The sequence below is a fragment of the Pantoea sp. QMID4 genome, from assembly GCF_030270445.1.
Classification (GTDB): domain Bacteria; phylum Pseudomonadota; class Gammaproteobacteria; order Enterobacterales; family Enterobacteriaceae; genus Pantoea; species Pantoea vagans.
The window spans coordinates 1-23,185 of sequence record NZ_BSXL01000003.1 but is presented as its reverse complement, the minus strand read 5'-3'; the positions used below and the strand labels follow the sequence as shown (position 1 = coordinate 23,185).

Annotated in this window: 25 protein-coding genes and 1 other annotated feature; of the genes, 7 read left to right on the top strand and 18 right to left on the bottom strand. The window is 49.1% G+C overall.

The features are described from left to right. Nucleotides 1-15 precede the first annotated feature (15 nt). From QSK07_RS07490 to QSK07_RS07430, 13 genes are all read right to left on the bottom strand, one after another. Nucleotides 16-672 carry a hypothetical protein gene (locus tag QSK07_RS07490; RefSeq protein ID WP_285721248.1) on the bottom strand — a complete coding sequence of 219 codons (657 nt, stop codon included), beginning with the start codon at nucleotides 670-672 and terminating at the stop codon, nucleotides 16-18. Between the two features lie 621 nt (nucleotides 673-1,293). After that, a complete protein-coding gene (locus QSK07_RS07485) occupies nucleotides 1,294-3,306 on the bottom strand; it encodes an ATP-binding protein (RefSeq protein ID WP_285721247.1) in 2,013 nt (670 codons plus the stop codon). Between the two features lie 3 nt (nucleotides 3,307-3,309). Continuing rightward, nucleotides 3,310-4,341 carry a DNA cytosine methyltransferase gene (locus QSK07_RS07480; RefSeq protein WP_285721246.1) on the bottom strand — a complete coding sequence of 344 codons (1,032 nt, stop codon included), beginning with the start codon at nucleotides 4,339-4,341 and terminating at the stop codon, nucleotides 3,310-3,312. Nucleotides 4,342-4,487: 146 nt separating this feature from the next. Beyond that, entirely contained in the window at nucleotides 4,488-4,754 is a 267-nt protein-coding gene (locus QSK07_RS07475) for a hypothetical protein (RefSeq protein WP_285721245.1), read from the bottom strand. Nucleotides 4,755-4,852: 98 nt separating this feature from the next. After that, nucleotides 4,853-5,038, bottom strand: a complete 186-nt coding sequence (locus tag QSK07_RS07470; protein ID WP_064690404.1) for a hypothetical protein — start codon at nucleotides 5,036-5,038, stop codon at nucleotides 4,853-4,855. A gap of 198 nt (nucleotides 5,039-5,236) precedes the next feature. Continuing rightward, nucleotides 5,237-7,606 carry a replication endonuclease gene (locus tag QSK07_RS07465; RefSeq protein ID WP_285721244.1) on the bottom strand — a complete coding sequence of 790 codons (2,370 nt, stop codon included), beginning with the start codon at nucleotides 7,604-7,606 and terminating at the stop codon, nucleotides 5,237-5,239. After that, nucleotides 7,606-8,406, bottom strand: coding sequence for a DNA adenine methylase (locus QSK07_RS07460; RefSeq protein WP_285721243.1), 801 nt, complete (start codon nucleotides 8,404-8,406; stop codon nucleotides 7,606-7,608). The genes QSK07_RS07465 and QSK07_RS07460 overlap by 1 nt, the downstream gene beginning before the upstream one ends. Further along, on the bottom strand, nucleotides 8,403-8,630 hold the full coding sequence (locus tag QSK07_RS07455) for a TraR/DksA family transcriptional regulator (protein WP_285721242.1): 228 nt from the start codon (nucleotides 8,628-8,630) through the stop codon (nucleotides 8,403-8,405). Before QSK07_RS07455 ends, QSK07_RS07460 begins: the two co-directional genes overlap by 4 nt. Continuing rightward, nucleotides 8,630-8,857 (bottom strand): DUF2732 family protein, encoded by a 228-nt coding sequence (locus QSK07_RS07450; protein ID WP_285721241.1) that lies wholly within the window; start codon nucleotides 8,855-8,857, stop codon nucleotides 8,630-8,632. The genes QSK07_RS07455 and QSK07_RS07450 overlap by 1 nt, the downstream gene beginning before the upstream one ends. 69 nt (nucleotides 8,858-8,926) lie before the next feature. Then, nucleotides 8,927-9,265 (bottom strand): DUF5347 family protein, encoded by a 339-nt coding sequence (locus QSK07_RS07445; protein WP_285721240.1) that lies wholly within the window; start codon nucleotides 9,263-9,265, stop codon nucleotides 8,927-8,929. Next, nucleotides 9,229-9,417 carry a phage filamentation protein Fil family protein gene (locus QSK07_RS07440; RefSeq protein WP_134161862.1) on the bottom strand — a complete coding sequence of 63 codons (189 nt, stop codon included), beginning with the start codon at nucleotides 9,415-9,417 and terminating at the stop codon, nucleotides 9,229-9,231. The genes QSK07_RS07445 and QSK07_RS07440 overlap by 37 nt, the downstream gene beginning before the upstream one ends. Nucleotides 9,418-9,420: 3 nt before the next feature. Next, nucleotides 9,421-9,930 carry a phage regulatory CII family protein gene (locus QSK07_RS07435; RefSeq protein ID WP_285721239.1) on the bottom strand — a complete coding sequence of 170 codons (510 nt, stop codon included), beginning with the start codon at nucleotides 9,928-9,930 and terminating at the stop codon, nucleotides 9,421-9,423. A 35-nt stretch (nucleotides 9,931-9,965) separates the two neighbouring features. Beyond that, nucleotides 9,966-10,190, bottom strand: a complete 225-nt coding sequence (locus tag QSK07_RS07430) for a QIAIP family phage-derived DNA-binding protein (RefSeq protein ID WP_285721238.1) — start codon at nucleotides 10,188-10,190, stop codon at nucleotides 9,966-9,968. A 121-nt stretch (nucleotides 10,191-10,311) separates the two neighbouring features. Between QSK07_RS07430 and QSK07_RS07425 the strand changes: the two genes are divergently transcribed. Together QSK07_RS07425 and QSK07_RS07420 are read left to right on the top strand one after the other, a co-directional pair. Further along, a complete protein-coding gene (locus QSK07_RS07425) occupies nucleotides 10,312-11,169 on the top strand; it encodes a helix-turn-helix domain-containing protein (protein ID WP_285721237.1) in 858 nt (285 codons plus the stop codon). A gap of 60 nt (nucleotides 11,170-11,229) precedes the next feature. After that, nucleotides 11,230-12,261, top strand: coding sequence for a phage integrase (locus tag QSK07_RS07420; protein ID WP_285721236.1), 1,032 nt, complete (start codon nucleotides 11,230-11,232; stop codon nucleotides 12,259-12,261). Nucleotides 12,262-12,468: 207 nt separating this feature from the next. On the opposite strand, the gene QSK07_RS07415 is transcribed toward QSK07_RS07420, so the two are convergent. Further along, on the bottom strand, nucleotides 12,469-13,005 hold the full coding sequence (locus tag QSK07_RS07415; protein ID WP_285721235.1) for a GNAT family N-acetyltransferase: 537 nt from the start codon (nucleotides 13,003-13,005) through the stop codon (nucleotides 12,469-12,471). 288 nt (nucleotides 13,006-13,293) lie between these two features. Here QSK07_RS07415 and QSK07_RS07410 point away from each other — a divergent pair, with 288 nt between their 5' ends. Both QSK07_RS07410 and tyrA read left to right on the top strand, forming a co-directional pair. Next, complete coding sequence (locus QSK07_RS07410; RefSeq protein ID WP_285721234.1) at nucleotides 13,294-14,373, top strand: 3-deoxy-7-phosphoheptulonate synthase; 1,080 nt, start codon at nucleotides 13,294-13,296, stop codon at nucleotides 14,371-14,373. A gap of 5 nt (nucleotides 14,374-14,378) precedes the next feature. After that, nucleotides 14,379-15,500 carry a bifunctional chorismate mutase/prephenate dehydrogenase gene (tyrA, locus tag QSK07_RS07405; RefSeq protein WP_285721233.1) on the top strand — a complete coding sequence of 374 codons (1,122 nt, stop codon included), beginning with the start codon at nucleotides 14,379-14,381 and terminating at the stop codon, nucleotides 15,498-15,500. A 41-nt stretch (nucleotides 15,501-15,541) separates the two neighbouring features. Here tyrA and pheA read toward each other — a convergent pair whose 3' ends face one another. The 4 genes from pheA to bamD all read right to left on the bottom strand — a co-directional run bounded on the left by pheA (nucleotide 15,542) and on the right by bamD (nucleotide 18,289). Beyond that, the gene (pheA, locus tag QSK07_RS07400) at nucleotides 15,542-16,705 is read right to left on the bottom strand and encodes a bifunctional chorismate mutase/prephenate dehydratase (protein WP_285721232.1); all 1,164 of its coding nucleotides are present in this window, start codon (nucleotides 16,703-16,705) and stop codon (nucleotides 15,542-15,544) included. A gap of 22 nt (nucleotides 16,706-16,727) precedes the next feature. Then, nucleotides 16,728-16,852: a sequence feature (Phe leader region), on the bottom strand. Further along, complete coding sequence (gene pheL, locus QSK07_RS07395; protein ID WP_187507180.1) at nucleotides 16,804-16,851, bottom strand: pheA operon leader peptide PheL; 48 nt, start codon at nucleotides 16,849-16,851, stop codon at nucleotides 16,804-16,806. (Overlaps the previous feature by 48 nt.) A gap of 88 nt (nucleotides 16,853-16,940) precedes the next feature. Next, nucleotides 16,941-17,276, bottom strand: coding sequence for a ribosome-associated translation inhibitor RaiA (gene raiA, locus QSK07_RS07390; protein ID WP_013358812.1), 336 nt, complete (start codon nucleotides 17,274-17,276; stop codon nucleotides 16,941-16,943). 281 nt (nucleotides 17,277-17,557) lie between these two features. Continuing rightward, entirely contained in the window at nucleotides 17,558-18,289 is a 732-nt protein-coding gene (bamD, locus tag QSK07_RS07385; RefSeq protein ID WP_285721231.1) for an outer membrane protein assembly factor BamD, read from the bottom strand. Nucleotides 18,290-18,418: 129 nt separating this feature from the next. On the opposite strand from bamD, the gene rluD reads away from it, so the two are divergent. The 3 genes from rluD (at nucleotide 18,419) to clpB (ending at nucleotide 22,823) form a co-directional block, all read left to right on the top strand. Further along, nucleotides 18,419-19,396 (top strand): 23S rRNA pseudouridine(1911/1915/1917) synthase RluD, encoded by a 978-nt coding sequence (rluD, locus tag QSK07_RS07380; RefSeq protein ID WP_285721230.1) that lies wholly within the window; start codon nucleotides 18,419-18,421, stop codon nucleotides 19,394-19,396. Continuing rightward, nucleotides 19,396-20,124, top strand: a complete 729-nt coding sequence (gene yfiH, locus QSK07_RS07375; protein WP_285721229.1) for a purine nucleoside phosphorylase YfiH — start codon at nucleotides 19,396-19,398, stop codon at nucleotides 20,122-20,124. The genes rluD and yfiH overlap by 1 nt, the downstream gene beginning before the upstream one ends. A 113-nt stretch (nucleotides 20,125-20,237) precedes the next feature. Then, the gene (gene clpB / locus QSK07_RS07370; protein ID WP_285721228.1) at nucleotides 20,238-22,823 is read left to right on the top strand and encodes an ATP-dependent chaperone ClpB; all 2,586 of its coding nucleotides are present in this window, start codon (nucleotides 20,238-20,240) and stop codon (nucleotides 22,821-22,823) included. Nucleotides 22,824-23,185 lie beyond the last annotated feature (362 nt).

The following is a 23,185-nucleotide window of genomic DNA, read 5'->3' as shown; positions in this document are numbered from 1 at the left end:
AGATAAATGGGTGCGTTAAGCACCCTTTTTAATATTGTAACACCTTGGGTTGGACACCTGCTCCACATTGTTTATAACCTCAACAAACTTACTGTCTTTTATCTCCTTTAAGTAGAAAATGCCCTTACCATCTTTACACTCCTTCAAAATAAACAACCCACTAAATTCCCCTACGACTAATTTTTTATCTTCTGTTTCCCATAAACTTGAAGCAAACTGGTTATGATAGTTGACCCCAGCTAAAAAACTTGATATCGCCATCACAATAGCTGTTCCAGTCAAAGCCCAAAAGTTTACTTCAAGAGCACCTTCTTTTTTAGTTAGCATGCCTGAAGAAATATATACTGTGAACCAAGATGCAATCCCAAAAACGCCCCCATTAAGATAGATTACCGGATCTGTTTTTCCACTTCTTATATTGTATATATATGAGAGCACAGTAAATGCGATGATTACCCAAAGTAAATATTTAATGTTTTCGGCCTTGAGTTTCCCATCATTACCAAAAAAGTGTACTACGCTACCGATTATAGTGAAAAAGTAAATTAATAGCTTTAAAGAAATATTTATTACACTAGTGAGGTCAAGGTTTATATAGTATGTGGGGTAGCCGAAATAGATGGCTTCGCCGACTTTAAAACAATATGCATTTATAAATAGCACAGCAGTCAAAAGAGTAATGATTGGGAAGTCTAGCTTAGAGTTTATGCTTATCATATGAGATTAAATAAATTCGTTTATTAATTTAAGCACCTGAGAAACAGGTGCTTTCCCCTATTCTTTAATAAGACTACCCCAGTCGAGGTCAGACTCTTCAACTACAATATTAATAATGCAATGCACGTGATCATCGTTCATCCTAACGTAATTGAAAAGCTTTGTTTTGACAACTCCAGAGAAAGAAGAGCGGGAATCATCGTTAGAGATATTTACGTAATCACCTACGTTAGGGAGAATAAGCAACGCGTTCTCTTCTGATGAGCAGCTTACTATATCTCCATCATCAATAGGCCTTGAATTCCCTTTAGGCAGATATTGATAATCGTAACCATATGTAGTTTTCATTTTTAGAACCCTCACGATTTAAGATAAATCTTAATATCACGTTGATGTCTAATAAAGTCAACAATAGTTTGTCAGAGAGTGGGTGCTTCTGCGCGCGCTCGTAGCCCCGCCACGCCTGCCCGCTTTATGCAGTGGTTTTCATGCACCTGCATGACATAAACAAAAGCCCGCCATTACTGGCGGGCCTAAGGGTAAAAGATCCTTCAGGGATCATGCGGATTCATGCGCTCAATGCACTTGCTGAGCCGGGTCAGTAGGCTTTACATCATCAGCACTTTTCAATGCTTCCGGGCCGATCAACGCTCGGATTCTCTTATCATCGGGAGAGCGCTCAACGAGATGGTCTAAAAACTCTTGCCACTGACGTTTTGCTTCAGAAAGCAAATCACCCCAAGTAAGAGTTTCAAGGCCATCTTCTTTAAGTTTTTTTACCTTTTTTAAAAATGCTGGGTTCTTTTTGGCTATCTTATCTGCAACTAAATAACCTGTGGCAGTATTGAACCTAGAACCTGTTGAGCTTTCCAAATGACCTCTAAAAGTATCAACATAAGTCTCAAATCTTACAAGATGGTCTAGGTCTATGGTTAAACCTGGACGCATAAACTCCAAAATCAATAGATGTTCGCCACTTGCAAGAACTAAATCTACCCGACCATTAAAGTCTTCGTCTTTATCTAATCCTGAATCTCTGGCAGCCTCAAGCGCTAAATCAGAAACATTTCTTTCTTTTGCGAATGTTTCCCATTTTGGCGAAATCAGCCACGGATTGTTAGCAATATAATCTCGAACAGCATTTTCTAATTCACGATTTCGGATTCGTGAATCTAAACCAGTTATTGTATCTAGTTTTGCTTTTACTGATTCAGCCGTATGAAGTGCCTGAATTGTATTGGCTTCTATAAGCATAGAAAGAAGTTTTTCGCTATCCATCTCAGGAACTTCAGCAACTTGTCTAATTAACTCTTTGAGACGACCACCTTCCCAAGCTGTAAGTATTGAATTGCCTAAATCTTTAAACTGCTCTGCATTAATTTGATTGATGCTTGCTAGTTTTTTCAATGCAGTCATAATGATTTTTTTCTCGCTAGGTGCGAGCTTTTCAATTCTTGAGCTGAAGTCAGATACTTTGTCTTCGATTAATTTCGTTTTTTCCTCCGCTCTGCGGTCCTTCCATATTCTTAACAAATTTCGGATACGCGATTTACCCCACTCCTCCAGTGTCGCTAAGTGATGATGGCCCCAATTTAATCTTTGGCGCTCTGTTGAAATGACATCTACTTCAAACTCGTCGAGATAGTCCGCTATGACTGCTCCAGTCATATATTCCGGGCCATTCTGGCTTGGTAATCCGCCCGTTAGGTTAAACATGAAAGGCCTTTGAGAAAGCTTTCCATGGGAGAATATAGAAATCCCCTGTAGTTCTTCTTCTTTGATAGTTTCGTTTAAGAAGAAAACCCTCCATTTTATTTTATGTTCACCTATCATTTCAGTACCCCAGCCATCCTGGTCTATCTCTGTAAGACCTTCAGGTTTTTCATTTGGCCGGTAATCTTTAGGGAAAGACATTTCAGATTTTATTAGGAAGTTTTCAGTTGGAATAATATTTCCATCTACACTCACAAAGAAATTTGCAGCAGCAGCATTAACTGAAAAACGCCGTGCCATTGATGTTGCAAAAAAATCAGCAGAAATCAAGCGCTGGATTTTTAGCCCCGTCAATTTTATTATTGTTCCGTGATTAGCTTTTAGCTCATCATTAGGTTCAACTCTATCTATAAGATCTATGGTAAGCTTCGAAGTACTAATATAATCGTCATTAGATGAATCACGTATTTTATCAATATCGAGTACGAATGAAGTCTTTTCACCAGTATCTTTACTGATCGTTGTAACAGTTATAACGGACGCAATACCAAATCCAGCAAATTTACCAATACCTTTCCTGCCCATCAATGGACGTTTAAGATCTCTCGAAAGAATTTTAGCATTATGTTTTCGTTTGTCATATCCAACAGTAAGAAATTTATTCTGGCATTCATCCTGAGTCATACCAATACCATTATCTTTTATTGTAATGGAAAAATCTTCATGTGTTGGCAAGGTAATATTGACTTCAGTAGCATCAGCATCCCATGAATTAGAAACCATCTCCGCAATAGCTGCTGTTGGGCTTTGATACATTTGAATGCCCAAGTGGTCAATTATACGTCCGTGAAAGCTTAGAAATAGAGAGTTATCCATATTTTATTGTCCTAATTCAAAGAGATGTTTTTTTATTACTTCAGCATGTCGTTTTATAAATTCGGGTGGTAAAGCATTACCAATCATGAGGGCTGCTTTATCTTTTCCATGAATAATTGGAAAGTAATAGTCTGATGGAAACGTCTGTAGTAAAGCAGCTTCTCTTAATGTGATTGCTCTATCCTGTGTAGGATGAAGAAATCTACCTTTAGATGGATTCGTACATCCACTTGTTATAGTGGGTGATACAGCATTCCATTTCATACGACCATAGACGTCTCTAAATCCGTCAGGATATTTCTTATGGCAAGGAAGCCAATATTCATACGGCAAATCGGCTCTGCTTCCTCCATCCTTTGGAATTAAGCTTATGATTTTTTTTACTTTTTCTGTTCTATTTTCTTTAATGTTATGTAATACATCGTCGCTTAATTCCGGCAATGGAAGGCTTCCGATAGCATCTTTAACTGTAACTTTATCACCATTTTTTTCTGCTCGTGGCAAGTTGCCTAATCTTGAGGCTAACATAACCATACGTCTTCTTCTTTGGGGGACTCCAAAGAAAGAAGCGTCTTCTATAGCAACGGAATTTGAGTCGATGAAATAGCCGAGTGCTTTCAATTCATCTCCAAAAACCTTTATACGATAATCTTTGGCTAATGCCGGGACATTTTCTAACATCACTACTTTCGGTAAAAAGCATTTAACAAAATCCAAAAACGAAAAAATTAAATCATTCCTTTCATCGTTAACAGAAGGGTTTTTATTTCTTGTTCTTAGACTTGAAAAACCTTGACACGGGGGACATCCTGCAAGCAAATCTAACTGTCCAGGCTGCAAATCCAGACCTTGCATGATTTCAAGAGGATCTAGTTCCCTTATATCACCAGTTAGTAGCGAAACATCAGGATGATTCATTAGGTAAGTTTCAGAAACAATAGGCTCCTTTTCAACAGCCGAAACTACATCAAAGCCAGCCATTTTGAGACCAACGGTTAAGCCGCCTGCGCCACAGAAGAGATCTATCGCTTTCATAAAATCCTTATAAATCAACTTACTAAATTTGATTCAGAATAACATCTGATGATTATAAATGAGACATGATTTTGCGGCAAAGCTAACTTGAAGGCATTTGTAGTTAAGAAATAATACAGCATAGAAATGCACTCAAGCGCAAAGAGTCAGAACAGGGATAGATTGTTATCTAGTGACGTATATTCCCTGTCCACTTGGAGAGGATTGTTCATCGCCTGCAGGTAAAGCAGACCCTGCGAAAGAGAGACAGGGGCTGAGATCTCAAACCAGAAAACCCTATCATACGTCCGGCCAAGCCAGAAACCGCCGCCGTTCTCTTTAGGCCGCTGAAAGAAAACCAATCCGCCAAGCGCATAATCAGTCAGGTTTTCGCCCCTGTAAACTACCTGAAAATTTGAATCGCTTCCGGCCATCGCCTAACGCCTCGCGGTACTCGTTGTTCAACCTTGCCAGCGCCAAAAAAAATTTTGCCGCCAGCAACGTTATCAATATGCCTGGCTGTGGACTCAGGCTATTCCGCAGCGTAAAAAATCTCATCGTCGGGGACTTTTTCACAGCTCGAATGCGCTAACTCAGCGATGATACTCATCGCCAGTTTCATATCAGATTGCTTGCAATTCGCTATAAGCGACACCTCAGCAATGAACTGAACGCAAGCCATCTTACGGTTTATCGGTGCCAAATCTTGAGTGTCCATTTATCCCTCCCTTTACTCTAAAGACTGTATAACCATACAGTAGTAGATGCGTTACGAAATGTGAAATGTTTTTTCCTTCAATCGGTCCTAATCTGAAAATGAAAACTACGATTTCCAGCGATTCCAAGCTGTTATTTTGATTGGATAAAGCGTTTATTACCTGCCGTTAGCGGCTTCGCTTATGCCAGCTTTATTAGTTCAGATCCATTGACGCCACTTATCGTCTTCCTGCAGCCGCCCGTTCCGGTAAAAAATTCTCATCCCCGCGCCAGAACTGATACTGCCACTGGCCAGAAGCAGATTTATTTCCATTTCCTTACCTGTAAATCCTCTTACCTGTAACTCCGCTACCAAAAGCGCCCGCTGATCGTCGTCAATTTCCTGCTTATAACTTTTTTTCTGGCGCGGCTTCACCACCCGGAGACGCGCCAGCAGTTCCCGGCGCTGCTTTCTGGTCATATTGTAGAAATCTGCCGGACCATACAGAGGCGTTTCAACTGGCTCTATAGGTTCAACAGATACCGGATTGCCCCCTGAAATGTTCAGTTTTTCATCAGGGGGACAGTTATTGCCACGAGTCCAAGGGGCGCAAGCGCCCTGGTCGGCTGTCGCCTCCTGAACGTCAACGGCCTTACGAACCATTTTCCACTTCGTTGCGTGCGTGCAGATGCGGCCAGCCACTAACGGGGACCAGATGCCATAAATGCGGGTGCCGTGATCGCCGTAAGGGGTTGGCTCGTCGTTAAGCTCGTAAGCGGTTCTGACGATGTGATGTTTACGTGGAACCAGTACGCCGCCCTGTTTCATGATGTAGGTGGCAAAGCAGCCCACATCTGCTGCGGCCAGCACGGCGTCGAGCTGCGCGTTTTCAAGCACCGGCGCACCTGCTTTTTTATCGCTCTGATTTCTCAGCGCCTGACTGGCAAGCAGGCGCAGTTCCCGGTAAGCCTGACGGCCCGGAATGCCAAAGAAGCGGAACTGCTGAACGCGATGAAGTGACGCCCACGCCCCGACGTTCTCTGCGCTGTCACGCAGTGATTTACCTGTTTCTGCACTGATTTCATCAGCCAAGCCACGGCCATCAATATTTTTACTGACGTATTTAGCGATATAACTGGTCGGTGAACCTTTGCGCGGGTTGATGAGTTCAGCTTTAAAGCGTGGCCCGGTATTGTTGCCAAGCTCTTCGCGATTTTCGCGAATGGCAAATTTCCGCAGCAGTGCGGTGACTGAACGGCGCTCCTTTTTACGCATGAAGCACAGCAGGTGCCAGTGTACGGTGCCATCATGATGCGGCTCAGCAACCCGCACGCCATACCAGCGCATTCCGGCTTTATGCATGGCCTTGCGGAAGGCGGCAAACATATCGACCAGATAATCACTGCTCTGGCGAACGGTGGCCGTGGTCCACTTTGGATTCGGCCTGCCGTTGTTAAGCGTTGCGTGGAAACGTGACGGGCAGGTGATGGTGTAAAACACGGCGCAGTCGCCGCGCATTTCCGCGATAAGCTCCAGCCCCTTAACGCAGGCCATCATTTCATTACGGCGGTGTGCCGGGTTACTGCTACTGGCATTCACCACATCTTCCATATCCAGCGTATCGCCTTCATTGCTGACCAGCTCATGTGAGCGGAAGAACTCCAGAGACTTCCTGCGCTGCTCACGCTTATGGATCAACGCTTCAAAGCTGACGTAGGGGGATGCTTTTTTATTGACCAGGCAGACAGCGCGCAGCTGCTCTTCACGCCATTCACAACGCAGCTGCCATAACTTGCGATACCACCAGTCCGCGCAGAGCATACGTGCCAGCGAGGGCGGGATCAGATCATAAGGCACAGGTTTGCGTCGGCGCTTTTTGCGACGCAGGTGCTCAAAGGCCGGGGGGATTACGTCCAGACGCATCGCTTCAGCCGCAACCAGTTCCCATGCCTGGCGGACCTGCTCCGGCGTCACGTCGTCACTGACGAACAGATGGTCGCTGGCCTTATCCAGACACATGCTCATGTGCGCAGCGACCAGCGTTGATAAACGCTTGACCTGATTCTGGTTCATTTCAGGCAACGCCAGCAGGCCGTCCAGCCCGTCATGACCGGCCATAAACCGGAAGGAGGCTGAACTCTGGCTTTCGCGCACGCGGGCCAGCCTTTCAAGGCAGGGGCGGATGGTTTCGCGCAGATAACGGGAATAAGCCTGCGGCCTGCCGAGATTATGGAAAAACTTAACGCGCTCCATAAGTGGCTTGCTGATGTGCGAAGGCTGGGCGCTGACATCGGCCACGATAACCAAATCGGGATTGTGTTGCTGCTGTTCGCGGGCCATCTTTGCCCGACTGACAATTCTGTCCTGCACAATTTCGCGCTGGACAGGATCGCGGGACTCGTTGAAAAAGTAGCGGTCCCAAACCTCATCACTCATTGCCTCACGGCGCAGCTGCTCCTGCTCGTTATCTGCAGCATAAAGACTGATCAGGTTTGAAAGCGCGGACACCGGCGCAACTTCCGCCGGGTCCAGCTGTGGATTTATTGCCTTTTTAGGGGCGTTCCAGGGGTATGCGAAAGCCTGAGTCATTACACCGCCAGACTCATGTGACGCACTGCGATGATTTCGGACGCGCGCTTGCCTTCACCGGCGGCCACGCCAATAGAGCGGGCGGCAGTGACTTTTGTCAGGTCAAATTCACGGAAGATACTGCGTGTAAACAGGGTGTCGCTATTTGAAACGATCACCGGGTTGCGCTCAGAGATACCCAGCAGGATGCAGGCCAGTGAATGCTGATCATCGTCGCTGAATCCATCGGTGTGATAAGCGGTGAACGTGCCGTGATACGGCGGATCGCAGTACACGACATCACCGGCACGGACCATTCCCAATGTTTCGCTGTAACCCTGGCACTCAAACGTTGCGCGCTGTGCCTTCAGGGCAAAAGCCTCGATTTCGGCCAGCGGGAAATATGGCTGTTTGTAATAGCCGTAAGGATTATTGAATTCGCCGCGCTTGTTATAGCGGCAAAGGCCACGGTGGCCGTGGCGGTTCAGGTATAGGAATTGCGCAGCACGTTCCAGCAGTGGCAGTGCCGCGTTGAAGTTAAAGTCTTCGCGGACCTGATAATAATTCTCTTCCGTTTTGTTCTGATTAAAGAGCGATAACGCCACGACAATAAACGGGCGGGTATGCTCTTTAACCTGACGATAAAGGTTAATCAGATCAGGATTAACATCCGCCACCAGATAGGCAGGGTAATCCGTGTTCATCATAACGGCACAGGAACCGGCAAACGGCTCAACCAGACGATCACCTGCAGGCAGGTGCTTAATCAGCTCAGGCATCAGGCCGGACTTGCTGCCGGCCCATTTCAGGATGGTTTTCATAATGCCGCCCCTTTGTAATGCACGCTTTTCAGCTCACTGATTTCTTTGCAGGTCACGCAGAGGGAAACGCCCGGCAGTGCGCGGCGGCGCTTATCCGGTATTTCTTCGCCGCACGACATGCAGAAAAACTCACTCGCCCCTGTCGGGCGGTGAGTAGCGTTAGCCAGATTGCGCGCCAGCTCTTCCTGTACGCGCTGCTGTACCATGTCCATTGAATCAGCCATCAGTGCAGCTCCTTCGCCTGGTTCTCAAAGCGTTCTGCTTCTTTGTCCAGAAGCTCGATGATTTCCGCCGCTGACATTTCCTGTTTGCGGGCATGAATTGCCAGCGCGGCCAGGCGGATAGAAACGGACAGCGCATCATCAGAACGCTGCTCAGTTTTGGCCTTGCTCAGCAAGGCATTAAGCGCGTCTTCGTCTGCTTTAAAATTACGGGTCTGGATATTTCGCATTTCTCTTTCTCCTGAATTCGGGCAAAAAAATGCCCGGCGGGTTTACGCCATTTAATTTCGTTGGGTTAATTAATTAGGTAACGTCAGATTCTTTGGAAATAAACTCACGACTGCCTTTAAGTGATTCATCGCGCTAATCAGCGCCGTTAATTCGTCACTCGTCAGTTCACTGAAATCAACGCTGTGACGTTCTTTGCTGATATTTGCCAGGAAGAATAGTGCGCTTAGTGCGCGGCCATTTTGTTCAGCCTGGTGATCGCGCTTATTACGCATATCTGCGATAAAGCGTTTGAGTTCGTGGCTGCAATCGCCGTACATCATGGTACGAAGCGCAGAGATATGATTAAGCGCACTTGCACGCTGCCCCGCGTTCATCTGAACAGTGATACTCTCAGCTTTGTAACCCATGATTCTTTCCTCTTACCCGTTAAACCTGCCAGCAGTTCGGCCTGTGAAATTGCCGGGTGCCAGCGTCTGCCCTTATCTGCCGCAATCCAGCCGTGGCCGTATGCGTGGGACGGGCTTTGCCGCTTCAGAAGCGGAGCCACTGAAAACGCCATATCTCAGACCATACCGATTGATGCACCGATACCGCTTAACACGTCAGCAGTACCTGACAGCGCAGGGTTAGAGTGAACGCGACTCTGAACAGCGAGAGCCGCCAGCATCATGCAGCGAATGCCGGTATTAGCAGCTTCAACAATTCCGCGACGGCATGAGGTGGTAATGCTGGCGTGATTAGCAGCACTGGCAGCAAGGGTTCCGACCTGAGCAGAAGCATTGAGCACATAAGCAGAAAACTTTTCAGCGGCGTGCTCATTTACTGGCACGCATGGCAGGCAGTGAAGTTGCGCCAGCATCCCATCCATCAGCGTTGCGTCTTCTGTCAAATCGGTCAGTAGCAGCACTTCAGGAACGGTTAGCTGATGGACTTGTTCTGGGTTCAGCTTGTTGCGAAGGGTCTGCACCTTCATCCCTGCGCGCTGAGCCAGCTCAGTCATATTATGAGTAAGCGCAAACTTGCGGCACGCTTCGTCAAAGTCATTATGGGTGGAAGTCTTGAAATCAAACATGGTCATTCCTTTGCTCAACTTAAATAATTAAGTTGTTACGCAGCGACGTAACGGCAATTGACACCTTGAGCGAGCAAACGCGCGCGGAAGGCAACCATGTTGATGCGTGCAGCACCACCAATTTTTTTACGTGGCATAACAAGCAGATCACCGTCTTCAACCATCTGTTTCACGGTACGAAGGCTGTAGCCATAAGCTTGTGCGAACTGCTCATATGTCATCAGATCGGGACCGCTCGGTATTGTAATTTGAGGACTCATACGTGATTATCTCCTGTTAGTAGTGTGTCTGGTGCATTGGCGTGCATTTGTTAACTTGGTAGGGATAATACTGGTCAATTGATCTGTTGTAAACGATCCAATTGGCTTTTTAAGGGGGTTTATGAGCGGCGTGTTTGAAAATGTACGTGAGATTCTCACAAGAATGCTTATTTCTTATGGGGTTAGAACGCAGCAGGCTTATGCCGAACTTAAAAAAATACCTGTGGGAACAGTTCATAACTGGATTAAACGCGGCAAGCTGCCCGGCGATTACATAGTGATGTGCGCCCTTGATACAGGTGCAGATGTAAGATGGCTCGTAAATGGTGATGATGCAAAAGTAGAACGGAAGGCAAGCGCCAGCCATTCAATCACTGGCGAACGTTTACTTGAAGCTATGCAGTCATCAGGTGGAAAGGTCGTACTTAAAAGGCTGATGGATGCATATGGTTTTACTATGCAGAAGCAGCTGGGTGAGCATTTAGGTATCCCCTCTGGCACGATGAGTGCCTGGCTGAGAAGAGAACACTTTCCCGGCGAAGTAGTAATCGCATGTGCACTTGATACAGGCGTATCACTATATTGGCTCGCTACTGGTTACGGCTCAATGTATCCAGAGGATTTTTCACAAGCGAGGGATGATGACGAAACACTTAAAGTTCACAAGTATTACTTAACAAATGGTCAGTTAGTTGAAACTGGTTATTGGTTAGGCGACGCATCGTTATTTTTGGGAAATATTAATGATCAAATCGCAGTAGATAAAAGCGGTGACATATTTTGCTTAGATACTTCTTCTCAAACTATAAGTAATGGGATGTGGCTTATTAGTATTGATGGAGTTTTAGATATTTATGATGTCATCCGACTTCCGGGGAATAAATTAAAGCTTTCAAGTGAGTCCGCATCCTTTGAATGCTCAGTATCAGATGTGATACCGAAAGGTAACGTAAACTTTATAATCAAAAAAATTAGATAGGTGAATAATATTCATTGATGGTTTCGTTATAGATTCAATATAAATCTTTGGGTTGGTTAAATGGCAATCAAAAAAATACCCTCTGGTGAATGGTTAGCTGACTTTTATTTAGATGGCCGTGGCAGTCGCCGTGTCCGCAAATCCTTTGCAACGAAAGGTGAAGCGGTAGCTTTTGAAGATTACACCCGTGCGGAGGCCGAAAACAGACCGTGGATAAAAGAGAAGGAGGATCGCCGCAAGCTCAGCGAATTAATCACACTTTGGGACTCTTTGCACGGGCAGTCACTTAAGGCCGTCAAATCGCGGAAGGCAAAATTAGATATTGTGTGTGCCGGATTAGGAGACCCAATAGCTTCTCAACTGACTGCCAAAGATTGGGCGCATTATCGTGATCGTCGCCTTAAAGGCGAGATTTCTAACGGCTATCACGATGACCAATCAAAGTGGAAAGTAAAGCCTATAACGGTTAATAGAGAACAAAACTATCTTGCCGCTGTTTTCAATGAGCTAAAGCGTTTAGGGGAATGGTCTTTACCTAACCCACTGGAAGGAGTCAGGACGTTTCGGGAAGATGAAAAGGAAATGTCCTGGCTTACCTTAAAGCAGATCACTGAACTTCTGAATGGCTGCGAGCTTTACGGAAAGCCAGACCTAAAAATGATATGTAAAGTTTGCCTGGCTACTGGGGCGCGCTGGACTGAAGCGGAATCCCTGACCCGTTCACAGCTATCACCCAATAAACTTTCATTCTTTAAAACCAAAGGCGGCAAGAACAGAACGGTCCCTATCCAGCAATGGCTTTATGACGAGTTGAAGGAACGACAGGGCAGGATGTTTAAGCCATGCTATCAGGACTTCAAAAAGATGCTGGCTACTACAACTATCCAGCTTATAGAAGGCCAAAAAACTCATGTGCTCCGGCACACTTTTGCCAGCCATTTTATGATGAACGGTGGCAATATTTTGGTGCTGCAAAGAATACTGGGTCACGCTAACATCCGCGAAACCATGAAGTATGCTCACTTCGCTCCTGACCATTTAGAAGAAGCAGCAGCGCTTAACCCCCTAACAAGTTTGATGTCCACAAATTGACTACTCAGCATGTACGTGTCAGCATTTGGTTGCACCAGAGATAGGAATAACTAACTGTTTTATATATAAAAACCTTTTGTATCAATGGTGTCTTGAAAAAGCGTCTTAACTAAGGTATCGCTAACGCGACATCTGAAAGTTAATAGCAAACAAGGGGTTGGCATCTGCCAGCCCCTTTTTTTTCTGATGGAAGCCAGATGGCAGCAGTTAACCGGCATCCGGCCGCTGAAAATGATAAATCGCGGTATTCACCGGCCCCGCCTTTAATACGATCAGGCCATAGCGGCAGCCAATAAACTGGCCACCGCACTTCTGCGCTACGCCCCGACTAGCCAGGTTATCCTCAGCGGCCAGAATTTCAATCACCCGTGTCTCCGGGTGTGAAAATCCGAGCGGCAGCAGCTTTGCTACCGCGCGGCTCGCGATCCCCTGACGCTGTGCGTCACTGCGAACCCAGTAGCCAATTGCGCTGGTGTCACCCGGATGACGGGCAAAGCGTATGCCTGCGCCTCCCAGCAGCCGGTCATGCTGATCGACAATCGCAAACTCTTCTGCTTCCTCCTTCATCCGCTGCCAGTGAGTAAAGCGGATCCAGCTTTCTGCTTCGTGAGGCTGATAATCGTGATGCGCCCAGACCATCCAGGGGATCAGGCTGTCCAGAGAGGCATTAACCGCAGCAGTAAATGTCGCTATGTCACTGAGCTCAAACGGTCGCAGATAAATTTTCTGTAGCGATGGGCACATAACTCTCTCAGTTTTAACAGAATAATTCTTTCATTCTGCCTGTGGGGAGCAGAAACGCAACACACGCATGTGTAAACATATAATTACACAACGATGACTCGCCGTTTTGTGTGTTTTTTAATTATAGTCATGAATTATAAGATTATTTTATTAGTAAGCTTCGCAGTGTTTGATCTGTGGTAATAAATGTGTACATATAATATTGCGCTGTGTATTGCCTGTGATACAGTATTTGCATTCCTCAATGAGGAGCCACAATCAGCTAATACGAGCTAAAGGATCGCCATCATGCAAAAAGACGCGCTGAACAATGTGCATATCGCCGGTGAACAGGTACTCATTACACCTGAAGAGCTGAAAGCGAAGTTTCCACTGACTACTGAACAGCAGGATCAGGTCGCGGCGTCCCGCCAGACTATCTCTGACATTATTGCCGGCCGCGATCCGCGTCTGCTGGTGGTGTGCGGACCCTGCTCGATTCACGATACCGAAGTGGCGCTTGAATATGCTCGTCGTCTGCAAACTCTTTCTGAAGAGCTGAAAGATCAGCTTTATATCGTGATGCGCGTCTATTTTGAAAAGCCTCGTACGACTGTCGGCTGGAAAGGGCTGATTAATGATCCTTACATGGATAACTCGTTTGATATGGAAGCGGGTCTGCACATAGCGCGTCAGCTGCTGGTGAACCTGGTTGAAATGGGCCTGCCGCTAGCGACTGAAGCACTGGATCCGAATAGCCCGCAATACCTGGGCGACCTGTTCAGCTGGTCTGCCATTGGCGCACGGACGACAGAATCTCAGACGCACCGAGAAATGGCCTCGGGCCTGTCGATGCCGGTCGGCTTTAAAAACGGCACCGATGGCAGTCTGGGAACGGCAATCAACGCCATGCGTGCTGCTGCAATGCCGCACCGTTTTGTCGGGATCAATCAGGCTGGTCAGGTCTGCCTGCTGCAGACGCAGGGCAATCCGGACGGTCACGTGATTCTGCGTGGTGGCAAAGCGCCGAACTACGGTCCTGAAGATGTCGCGCAGTGTGAAAAAGAGATGCTCAAAGCGGGACTGCGTCCAGCCTTAATGATAGATTGCAGCCATGGCAATTCGAACAAAGACTACAGCCGTCAGCCTGGCGTAGCGGAATCCGCTATTGCGCAGATCAAAGACGGTAACCGTTCAATCATTGGTCTGATGCTGGAAAGCCATATCAATGAGGGTAACCAGTCTTCTGAACAGCCACGCAGCGAAATGAAGTATGGCGTTTCCGTAACTGATGCCTGCATCAACTGGGAAGTGACCGAAACGTTGCTGCGTGAGATGCATCAGGATCTGCAGGGAGTGCTGTCGGCGCGTCTGTCACAAGAGGTGTAAGAGCAATGATGGCTGAACTGACCGCATTACGCGATCAAATTGACAGTGTTGATAAAGCGCTACTGGATCTGCTGGCTAAACGGCTGGAACTGGTAGCGGAAGTAGGGGAGGTCAAGAGCCGTTACGGTCTGCCTATCTATGTCCCTGAACGGGAAGCGTCTATGCTGGCTTCTCGTCGCAAAGAAGCTGAAGCCCTGGGTGTGCCGCCGGATCTGATTGAAGATGTGCTGCGTCGTGTGATGCGCGAATCCTATACCAGCGAAAATGACAAAGGCTTTAAAACCCTCTGTCCTGAACTGCGCCCGGTGGTAATCGTCGGTGGAAAAGGCCAGATGGGCCGACTGTTTGAAAAAATGCTGGGGCTGTCAGGCTATACGGTCAAAACGCTGGATAAAGAGGACTGGCCACAGGCTGAGTCACTGCTTGGTGATGCCGGCATGGTGATCATCAGTGTGCCGATTCATCTGACCGAGCAGGTCATTGCTCAGCTGCCGCCACTGCCTGAAGATTGTATCCTGGTGGATCTGGCGTCAGTGAAAAACCGGCCTCTGCAGGCGATGCTGGCCGCTCATAACGGTCCTGTGCTGGGGCTGCATCCGATGTTTGGCCCGGACAGCGGCAGCCTGGCAAAACAGGTAGTGGTCTGGTGTGATGGAAGAGAGCCGGAAGCGTATCAATGGTTCCTGGAGCAGATTCAGGTCTGGGGTGCGCGTCTGCACCGTATCAGCGCGGTTGAGCATGACCAGAACATGGCTTTTATACAGGCGCTGCGCCACTTTGCCACCTTTGCCTATGGGCTGCATTTAGCTGAAGAGAACGTCAATCTCGATCAGCTATTGGCGCTCTCGTCGCCGATTTACCGGCTGGAACTGGCGATGGTGGGACGGCTGTTCGCGCAGGACCCGCAGCTTTATGCGGATATCATCATGTCATCTGAGAGCAATCTGGCGCTGATCAAACGCTATTACCAGCGGTTTGGTGAAGCGATTGCACTGCTGGAGCAGGGTGACAAGCAGGCGTTTATTGCCAGCTTTAACCGGGTAGAGCAGTGGTTTGGCGATCACGCGAAACGCTTCCTGGTGGAAAGTCGCAGCCTGCTGCGTTCGGCCAATGACAGCCGTCCATAGATGAAGAAGGCATCCAACCGGATGCCTTTTTTCTTTTCTTATTATTCGCCAGGGTCAACTGGCACCACATTCTCGCTGGGATAGCAGCCCAGAACTTTCAGAGAACGGGTCATTGTTTGCAATTCCTGAAGTGCCTGCTGCATCCGCTCTGATTGCAGATTGCCCTGCACATCAATGTAAAACATCTCTTCCCACGGATTGCCATTAATCGGGCGGGACTCCAGCTTGCTCATAATCAGATTGTGCTGACGCAGAACCAGCAGCGCATCGACCAGCGCACCCGCCTGCTGGCCGGTTGCCATGATCAGCGTGGTTTTCGCCGGGACCTGATCCGATACCTCAATGGGTTTACGGGCCAGCACGATAAAGCGGGTATGGTTATGCTGCTGATTGGCCAGATTACGTTCCAGCACCTGCAACTGATAGAGCTCACCACCGGCTTCACTACCCAGCGCTGCCACCTTAGGTGAGTTGATCGCTGCCACTTTCTCCATCGCTGCCGCGGTACTCTCGGTATATTCGATTTTCCAGTGCGGGAAGCGGTTAATGAACTGGCTGCACTGCTGGAAGGGTTGAGGATGGCTGTACACCGTCTCAATCTGCTGCAGAGCGGTAGGGCCATTCACCAGCACGCAGTGGTCGATAGGTAATGTCAGCTCGCCCACGATAGAGAGGCTGGTCTGTTGCAGCAGATCGTAGACGTCGTTAATAGAGCCCGAACTGGTATTCTCAATCGGCATCACCGCGTAATCGGCCACGCCATTTTCCACTTGCTTGATGATGTCGTGAAACTTCAGGCAGCCACACTCCACCATGCTGTCGAAATGACGTGACGCGTAGTTGCGTGCGGCAAGGTGTGAGTAAGAGCCTTTCGGACCAAGGAAAGCGATGCGGGCGGCATGCGCATGGGGATGGTTGAGGTTTTTCTGCAGCAGTGCCTGCTGAGTCAGCACGGAATCTTCGATGACCAGCTGGAACAGGCGGGTGATGTAGTGCGCATCCAGTTTATGCGCTTTACCCAGCACAATCAGATTCTCCAGTAGCGCACGTTCGCGCTCCACATCGCGAATCGGGCGATGCGTTGCCAGTTTCGCTTGCGCGACTTCCACTGCCAGCAGACGACGCTCGGCCAGCAGCGTCAGAAGTTTTTTATCCACTGCGCTGATCTTATCGCGTAGCGCCAGCAATGGATTGTCGGGATTCATAGGGCTCACCTGTATGCTATCCAATAAAAAAGCCTCCCGGTTGGGAGGCTTCGTTGTTCGTCTTCGCTTTCATTTTCACACGACGAATGGCCTCCCGTTCAGGGGAAGGTAAAAAAGAAAGCGAAGAAAAACAGATCAAGTTTCATGGGAATGTCCGAAAAGAGAGTGACCTGAGAGTAACCGTACTGCTTAAAAGCTGTCAATAAAAAACGCGCCCGAAGGCGCGTTAACAAACTCAGGACTCTTCGTCGGCGGGGATAATATCTTTTACGCTGGCACTGGCGCGGCGTGCTTCAGACTTATGCTGAACTTTATTCAGCTGACGTTCGAGCTTCGCAATCAAATCGTTGATCGCGGTGTACATATCATCATGCTTGGCGCTGGCCACCAGAGTCCCGTTAGGTGTGTTAATGGTGGCGTCAGCCACGAATTCTTTGGGCTCTTTGGACAGGACAATATGCGGGTTAATCAGGTCAGTTTGCCATTTTTCGAGCTTGGCGAGACGGTCTTCAACATGGCTTCGGATTGCCGGAGTGATCTCCATTTGTTTACTGGTAATGTTCAGAATCATCGTTCTTACCTCTCTGTCATTTCCGTCTTGGTCTTTTCAGCATAGCGCGAAAAAGCGTTGAATGTGCGATTTCGGTCACGAAAAAATGTCACTTTTTGTCAGTCACGACATTCTGTGAGAAAGGCTGAGAAACTGGCTGAAATGGCTTGAAGCGAAACGATTAACACGGCATGCTTGATGAGATAGCTCGCTGGCATCAGATCCACTTCTGACTGTTCTTTGAGCAAAAAAAAGCAGCCATCGCAGGCTGCTTTTTTTATGGCTGAAAAACTATCGGGCTATCAGCCTTTGTTCGCTGCAATGATTTTGGCCACTTTGTCTGCTTCAGCGTTCAGCTGCAGATTGCGGTAAGCATTTTCCATCAGCGGCAGCGCATCGTGTGTTGCCTGAGTATCCGGATAATCGCGCATCATACCTTCTACCCGGTTAACAACCGCGACATACGCCTCACGCTTAGTATAGAATTGCGCCACTGACAGCTCATATTTCGCCAGGCGGTCTTTCAGATAAACCAGACGTTTCTGAGCGTCGGCTGCATACTGACTGTTCGGGTAACTGCGCAGCAGCTGGGAGAAGTCGCGGAAGGCATCATGAGCGTGCGTCGGATCGCGGTCAGAACGATCGATACCAAAGAAGCCCTGCAGTGCTGAGTCATCCAGCGCCATGTCCGTCAGACCTTTCATATAGATGACGTAGTCAATGTTCGGATGTGTAGGATTAAGACGCATAAAGCGGGCAATGGCAGCCTGTGCCAGGGGCAGATCGGCATTTTTATAGTACGCGTAGATTAAATCCAGCTGCACCTGCTGCGAATAAGGACCGAACGGATAACGATTATCCAGCGCTTCCAGTTGCTTAATCGCGGCTTTAAAGTTACCGTCCTGCAGCTTTTGCTGCGCTGTAGCATAGATTTCAGAAGGCGGGCTGTCCGGTACCGCGTCATTTGAGCCGGAACAACCAACAAGTGCCAGGCTCAGTGTGGCAGCAGCCACCAGATGTTTCATACGCGTCATGACGAAGTGATTATCCTCAAATGTTATGGCGGAAGCTGTCCGTATAGCTCCCGGTAATGACCAGGTACGATAGCACATTATATTAAACGGCATCGCCGTGAAAACCCAACGTTAACGAAGAAGCTGTATATGGCACAACAAGTTCAACTCACCGCAACGGTATCCGAATCACAACTCGGACAACGCTTAGATCAGACTTTGGCGGAATTGTTCCCTGATTATTCACGTTCCCGCATAAAAGAGTGGATCCTCGACCGTCGCGTAACAGTAAACGGCGTCATAGTCGACACACCTAAAGAAAAAGTGCTGGGCGGCGAGCTGGTCGCGATTGACGCTGAGATCGAAGAGGCACAGCGCTGGGAACCGCAAAATCTGCCACTCGACATTGTTTATGAAGATGAAGACATTATTGTCATCAACAAACCACGCGACTTTGTGGTTCATCCTGGCGCCGGTAATCCGGATGGCACGGTACTCAACGCCTTACTTCATCACTATCCGGCGATTATGGATGTGCCACGCGCGGGCATCGTACACCGCCTGGATAAAGATACCACCGGTTTAATGGTGGTGGCGAAAACTGTACCGGCTCAGACGCATCTGGTGGACTCGCTGCAACGTCGCGAAATCACTCGTGAATATGAAGCGGTCGCGATTGGTAATATGACGGCGGGCGGCACGGTTGAACAGCCTATCAGTCGTCACTCAACCAAACGCACCCACATGGCGGTTCACCCGATGGGTAAGCCAGCGGTGACACATTACCGCATTATGGAGCACTTCCGCGCGCATACCCGTCTGCGTCTGCGGCTGGAAACGGGTCGTACTCACCAGATCCGTGTGCATATGTCTCACATCAGCCATCCGCTGGTGGGCGATCCGCTTTATGGTGGCCGTCCGCGTCCGCCAAAAGGCGCATCAGAGGCATTTATCACTACGCTGCGCGGTTTCGATCGTCAGGCTCTGCACGCCACCATGCTGCGTCTTTATCACCCTATCAGCGGGATTGAAATGGAATTCCATGCGGCGCTTCCGCAGGATATGGTTGATCTGATCGCGGCGTTAAAAGCAGACACCGAAGAATTTAAAGACCAGATGAACTGGTGATGAATCTGATTACGCCTCAATGGCCCGCTCCGTCACGCGTTCGGGCCTGCTCGACGCAGCGACAGGGCGGCATCAGCACATCGCCCTGGGATGCACTGAATCTCGGCGGTCACGTGGGGGATGATCCGGATACGGTAACGCGTAACCGACAGTTACTGATGGAAGAGGCGGGCTTGCCTGCGATGCCGCAGTGGCTGGATCAGATTCATGGCACTGATGTTGTGCGTCTGGCCACAGGAGGAGGTACGCCACTACGTGCCGATGCCTGTATCACCGATCAGCCCGGCGTCGTCTGCGCCATCATGACCGCTGACTGCCTGCCGGTTCTGTTCTGTTCGCAGGATGGGACGGAAGTGGCGGCGGCACATGCTGGCTGGCGCGGACTGTGTGCGGGTGTACTGGAAAATACCCTGGCGCAGTTTCGTTCCCCGCCGGACCAGATCCATACCTGGCTGGGTCCGGCAATCGGGTCGGATGCATTTGAGGTCGGTGCAGAAGTACGTGAGGCCTTTATGGCTCAGGATCCTCGCGTCGTGCAGGCTTTCCGCCCTTCAGGCGACAAATTTTACGCGGATATCGGGCTGCTGGCGCGTATGCGACTGCAGGCAGCAGGCGTGAAATCAATCAGTGCCGACAGCCGTTGTACCTTTACGCAGCGCGACGATTTCTTCTCCTTCCGCCGCGATGGGATCACCGGGCGTATGGCAACTTTGATCTGGCTGTTATAACCTTACGCCATAAGACGGTCCAGTTAGCGTATTTTTTACTCAAATCTCAGGTCATTAACCTTGAAATTTTGAGGGATGACCTCATCTAATCTCCAGTAGCATTTTGACCTGTAATGGGAGGAATTATGCGTCTGGATCGTCTTACTAATAAATTTCAGCTGGCTCTCGCCGACGCGCAGTCCCTGGCTCTGGGACACGACAACCAATTCATTGAACCTCTGCACCTGATGAGCGCATTGCTCAAACAGGAAGGCGGATCGGTTTCACCTTTACTGACTTCTGCGGGTGTCAACGTTACCCCCTTACGCGCTCAGGTTGAGCAGGCCATCGATCGCCTGCCACAAGTTGAAGGCAGCGAAGGGGATGTACAACCCTCATCTGACCTCGTGCGGGTATTAAACCTGTGCGACAAGCTGGCGCAGAAGCGCAACGATAACTTCATTTCATCTGAATTATTTGTTCTGGCCGCCCTTGAATCACGTGGTTCACTGGCCGATCTGCTTAAAGCAGCGGGTGCAACGCGCGAAAAAATCAGCAGTGCGATTGAACAGATGCGGGGAGGAGACAACGTGAACGATCAGGGGGCTGAAGATCAGCGCCAGGCATTAAAAAAATACACCATTGACCTGACGGAGCGTGCCGAGAAGGGCAAACTCGATCCGGTGATTGGTCGTGATGAAGAGATTCGTCGCACGATCCAGGTTCTGCAGCGCCGTACCAAAAATAACCCGGTGCTGATTGGTGAGCCTGGTGTGGGTAAAACCGCGATAGTCGAAGGGCTGGCGCAACGCATCATTAACGGTGAAGTCCCTGAAGGATTGAAAGGCCGCCGGGTACTGGCGCTGGATATGGGTGCGCTGGTGGCCGGGGCGAAATATCGCGGTGAGTTCGAAGAGCGTCTGAAAGGCGTGCTGAGTGATCTGTCGAAGCAGGAAGGCAACGTCATTCTGTTTATTGACGAATTGCACACCATGGTAGGTGCCGGTAAAGCGGACGGTGCAATGGACGCGGGTAATATGCTTAAGCCTGCGCTGGCGCGTGGTGAACTGCACTGCGTGGGCGCCACCACACTTGATGAGTACCGTCAGTACATTGAAAAAGATGCTGCGCTGGAGCGTCGTTTCCAGAAAGTCTTTGTGGCTGAGCCGAGTGTTGAAGACACCATCGCTATTCTGCGTGGCCTGAAAGAGCGTTACGAACTGCATCACCATGTGCAGATTACTGACCCGGCGATTGTCGCAGCGGCGACTCTGTCTCATCGTTACATTGCTGACCGCCAGTTGCCGGACAAAGCGATTGACCTGATTGATGAGGCGGCATCCAGCATTCGTATGCAGATGGACTCGAAGCCGGAGTCACTGGATCGCCTTGAGCGCCGCATCATCCAGCTGAAGCTGGAGCAGCAGGCGCTTAAGAAAGAGTCGGATGATGCCAGTATCAAACGTCTGGAGATGCTGGAAACTGAGCTGAACCAGAAAGAGCGCGAATATGCCGAGCTGGAAGATGAGTGGAAGACCGAGAAAGCCTCGCTGTCCGGCACGCAGAATATTAAAGCTGAACTTGAGCAGGCGCGTCTGAACTTAGAGCAGGCTCGTCGTCAGGGCGATCTCGCTCAGATGTCAGAACTGCAGTACGGTAAAATTCCGGAGCTGGAAAAACAGCTAGCCGCAGCGACTCAGGCGGAAGGCAAAACCATGAAGTTACTGCGCAACCGCGTAACGGATGTGGAGATTGCCGATGTGCTGGCGCGCTGGACCGGTATCCCGGTAGCACGAATGATGGAAGGTGAGCGCGATAAGTTGCTGCGCATGGAACAGGATCTGCATGGCCGGGTCATCGGACAGGATGAAGCGGTTGAAGCAGTATCCAATGCCATCCGCCGTAGTCGCGCAGGTCTCTCTGATCCTAACCGGCCTATTGGTTCTTTCCTGTTCCTGGGACCTACCGGGGTAGGTAAGACCGAACTGTGTAAATCGCTGGCTAACTTCCTGTTCGACAGTGACGATGCGATGGTGCGTATCGACATGTCCGAATTTATGGAAAAACATTCGGTGTCGCGGCTGGTGGGCGCACCTCCGGGCTATGTCGGCTATGAAGAGGGCGGTTATCTGACCGAAGCGGTACGGCGTCGTCCTTATTCGGTCATTCTGCTGGATGAAGTCGAGAAGGCGCATCCTGATGTCTTCAACATTCTGCTGCAGGTGCTGGATGATGGGCGTCTGACGGATGGGCAGGGTCGTACGGTCGACTTCCGTAACAGTGTGGTGATCATGACCTCTAACCTGGGATCAGATTTAATCCAGGAACGGTTCGGCAATCTCAGCTACCCGGAAATGAAAGATATTGTGATGGGTGTGGTCGGACAGCATTTCCGTCCGGAATTCGTCAACCGTATTGATGAGGTGGTGGTGTTCCATCCGCTGGCTGAAAAACACATCGCGTCGATTGCGCAGATTCAGCTGCAGCGGCTGTATAAACGTCTGGATGAACGCGGCTATCAGCTGCACATCTCCGATGATGCAATTAAACTGCTGGCCGAGAACGGATACGATCCGGTCTATGGTGCACGACCTCTCAAACGTGCGATACAGCAGCAGATTGAGAACCCGCTGGCTCAGCAGATCCTTGCCGGTTCGCTGGTGCCAGGCAAAACCATCGAAATGGATGTGGAAAACGACGTCATTACTGCACATCAGTAATGACGTGAGTCGAAAAACGGGCCTCTGGCCCGTTTTTTTTGCCCTTTTGCGGGGTTTTTGCTTATTTAGCATACCTTTTGAGTGCAAATTGAACGGTCAGTAAAAAAGTTATCATTTGCACTTGCGCTATCTGAGCCGTTCCCTATAATGCGCCTCCATCGACACGGCACACCGGCAACGGGAAACGGGTTGAAAGGCACAGGAGACTGCGCCGCCGGAGAAAAACTTCTGAAATAGAGGTTGACTCTGCAGGAGGAAAGCGTAATATACGCCACCTCGCGACAGGACGCTAACGCACTGTTCGCACTGCTCTTTAACAATTTATCAGACAATCTGTGTGGGCACTCGCAGGATTGATATCA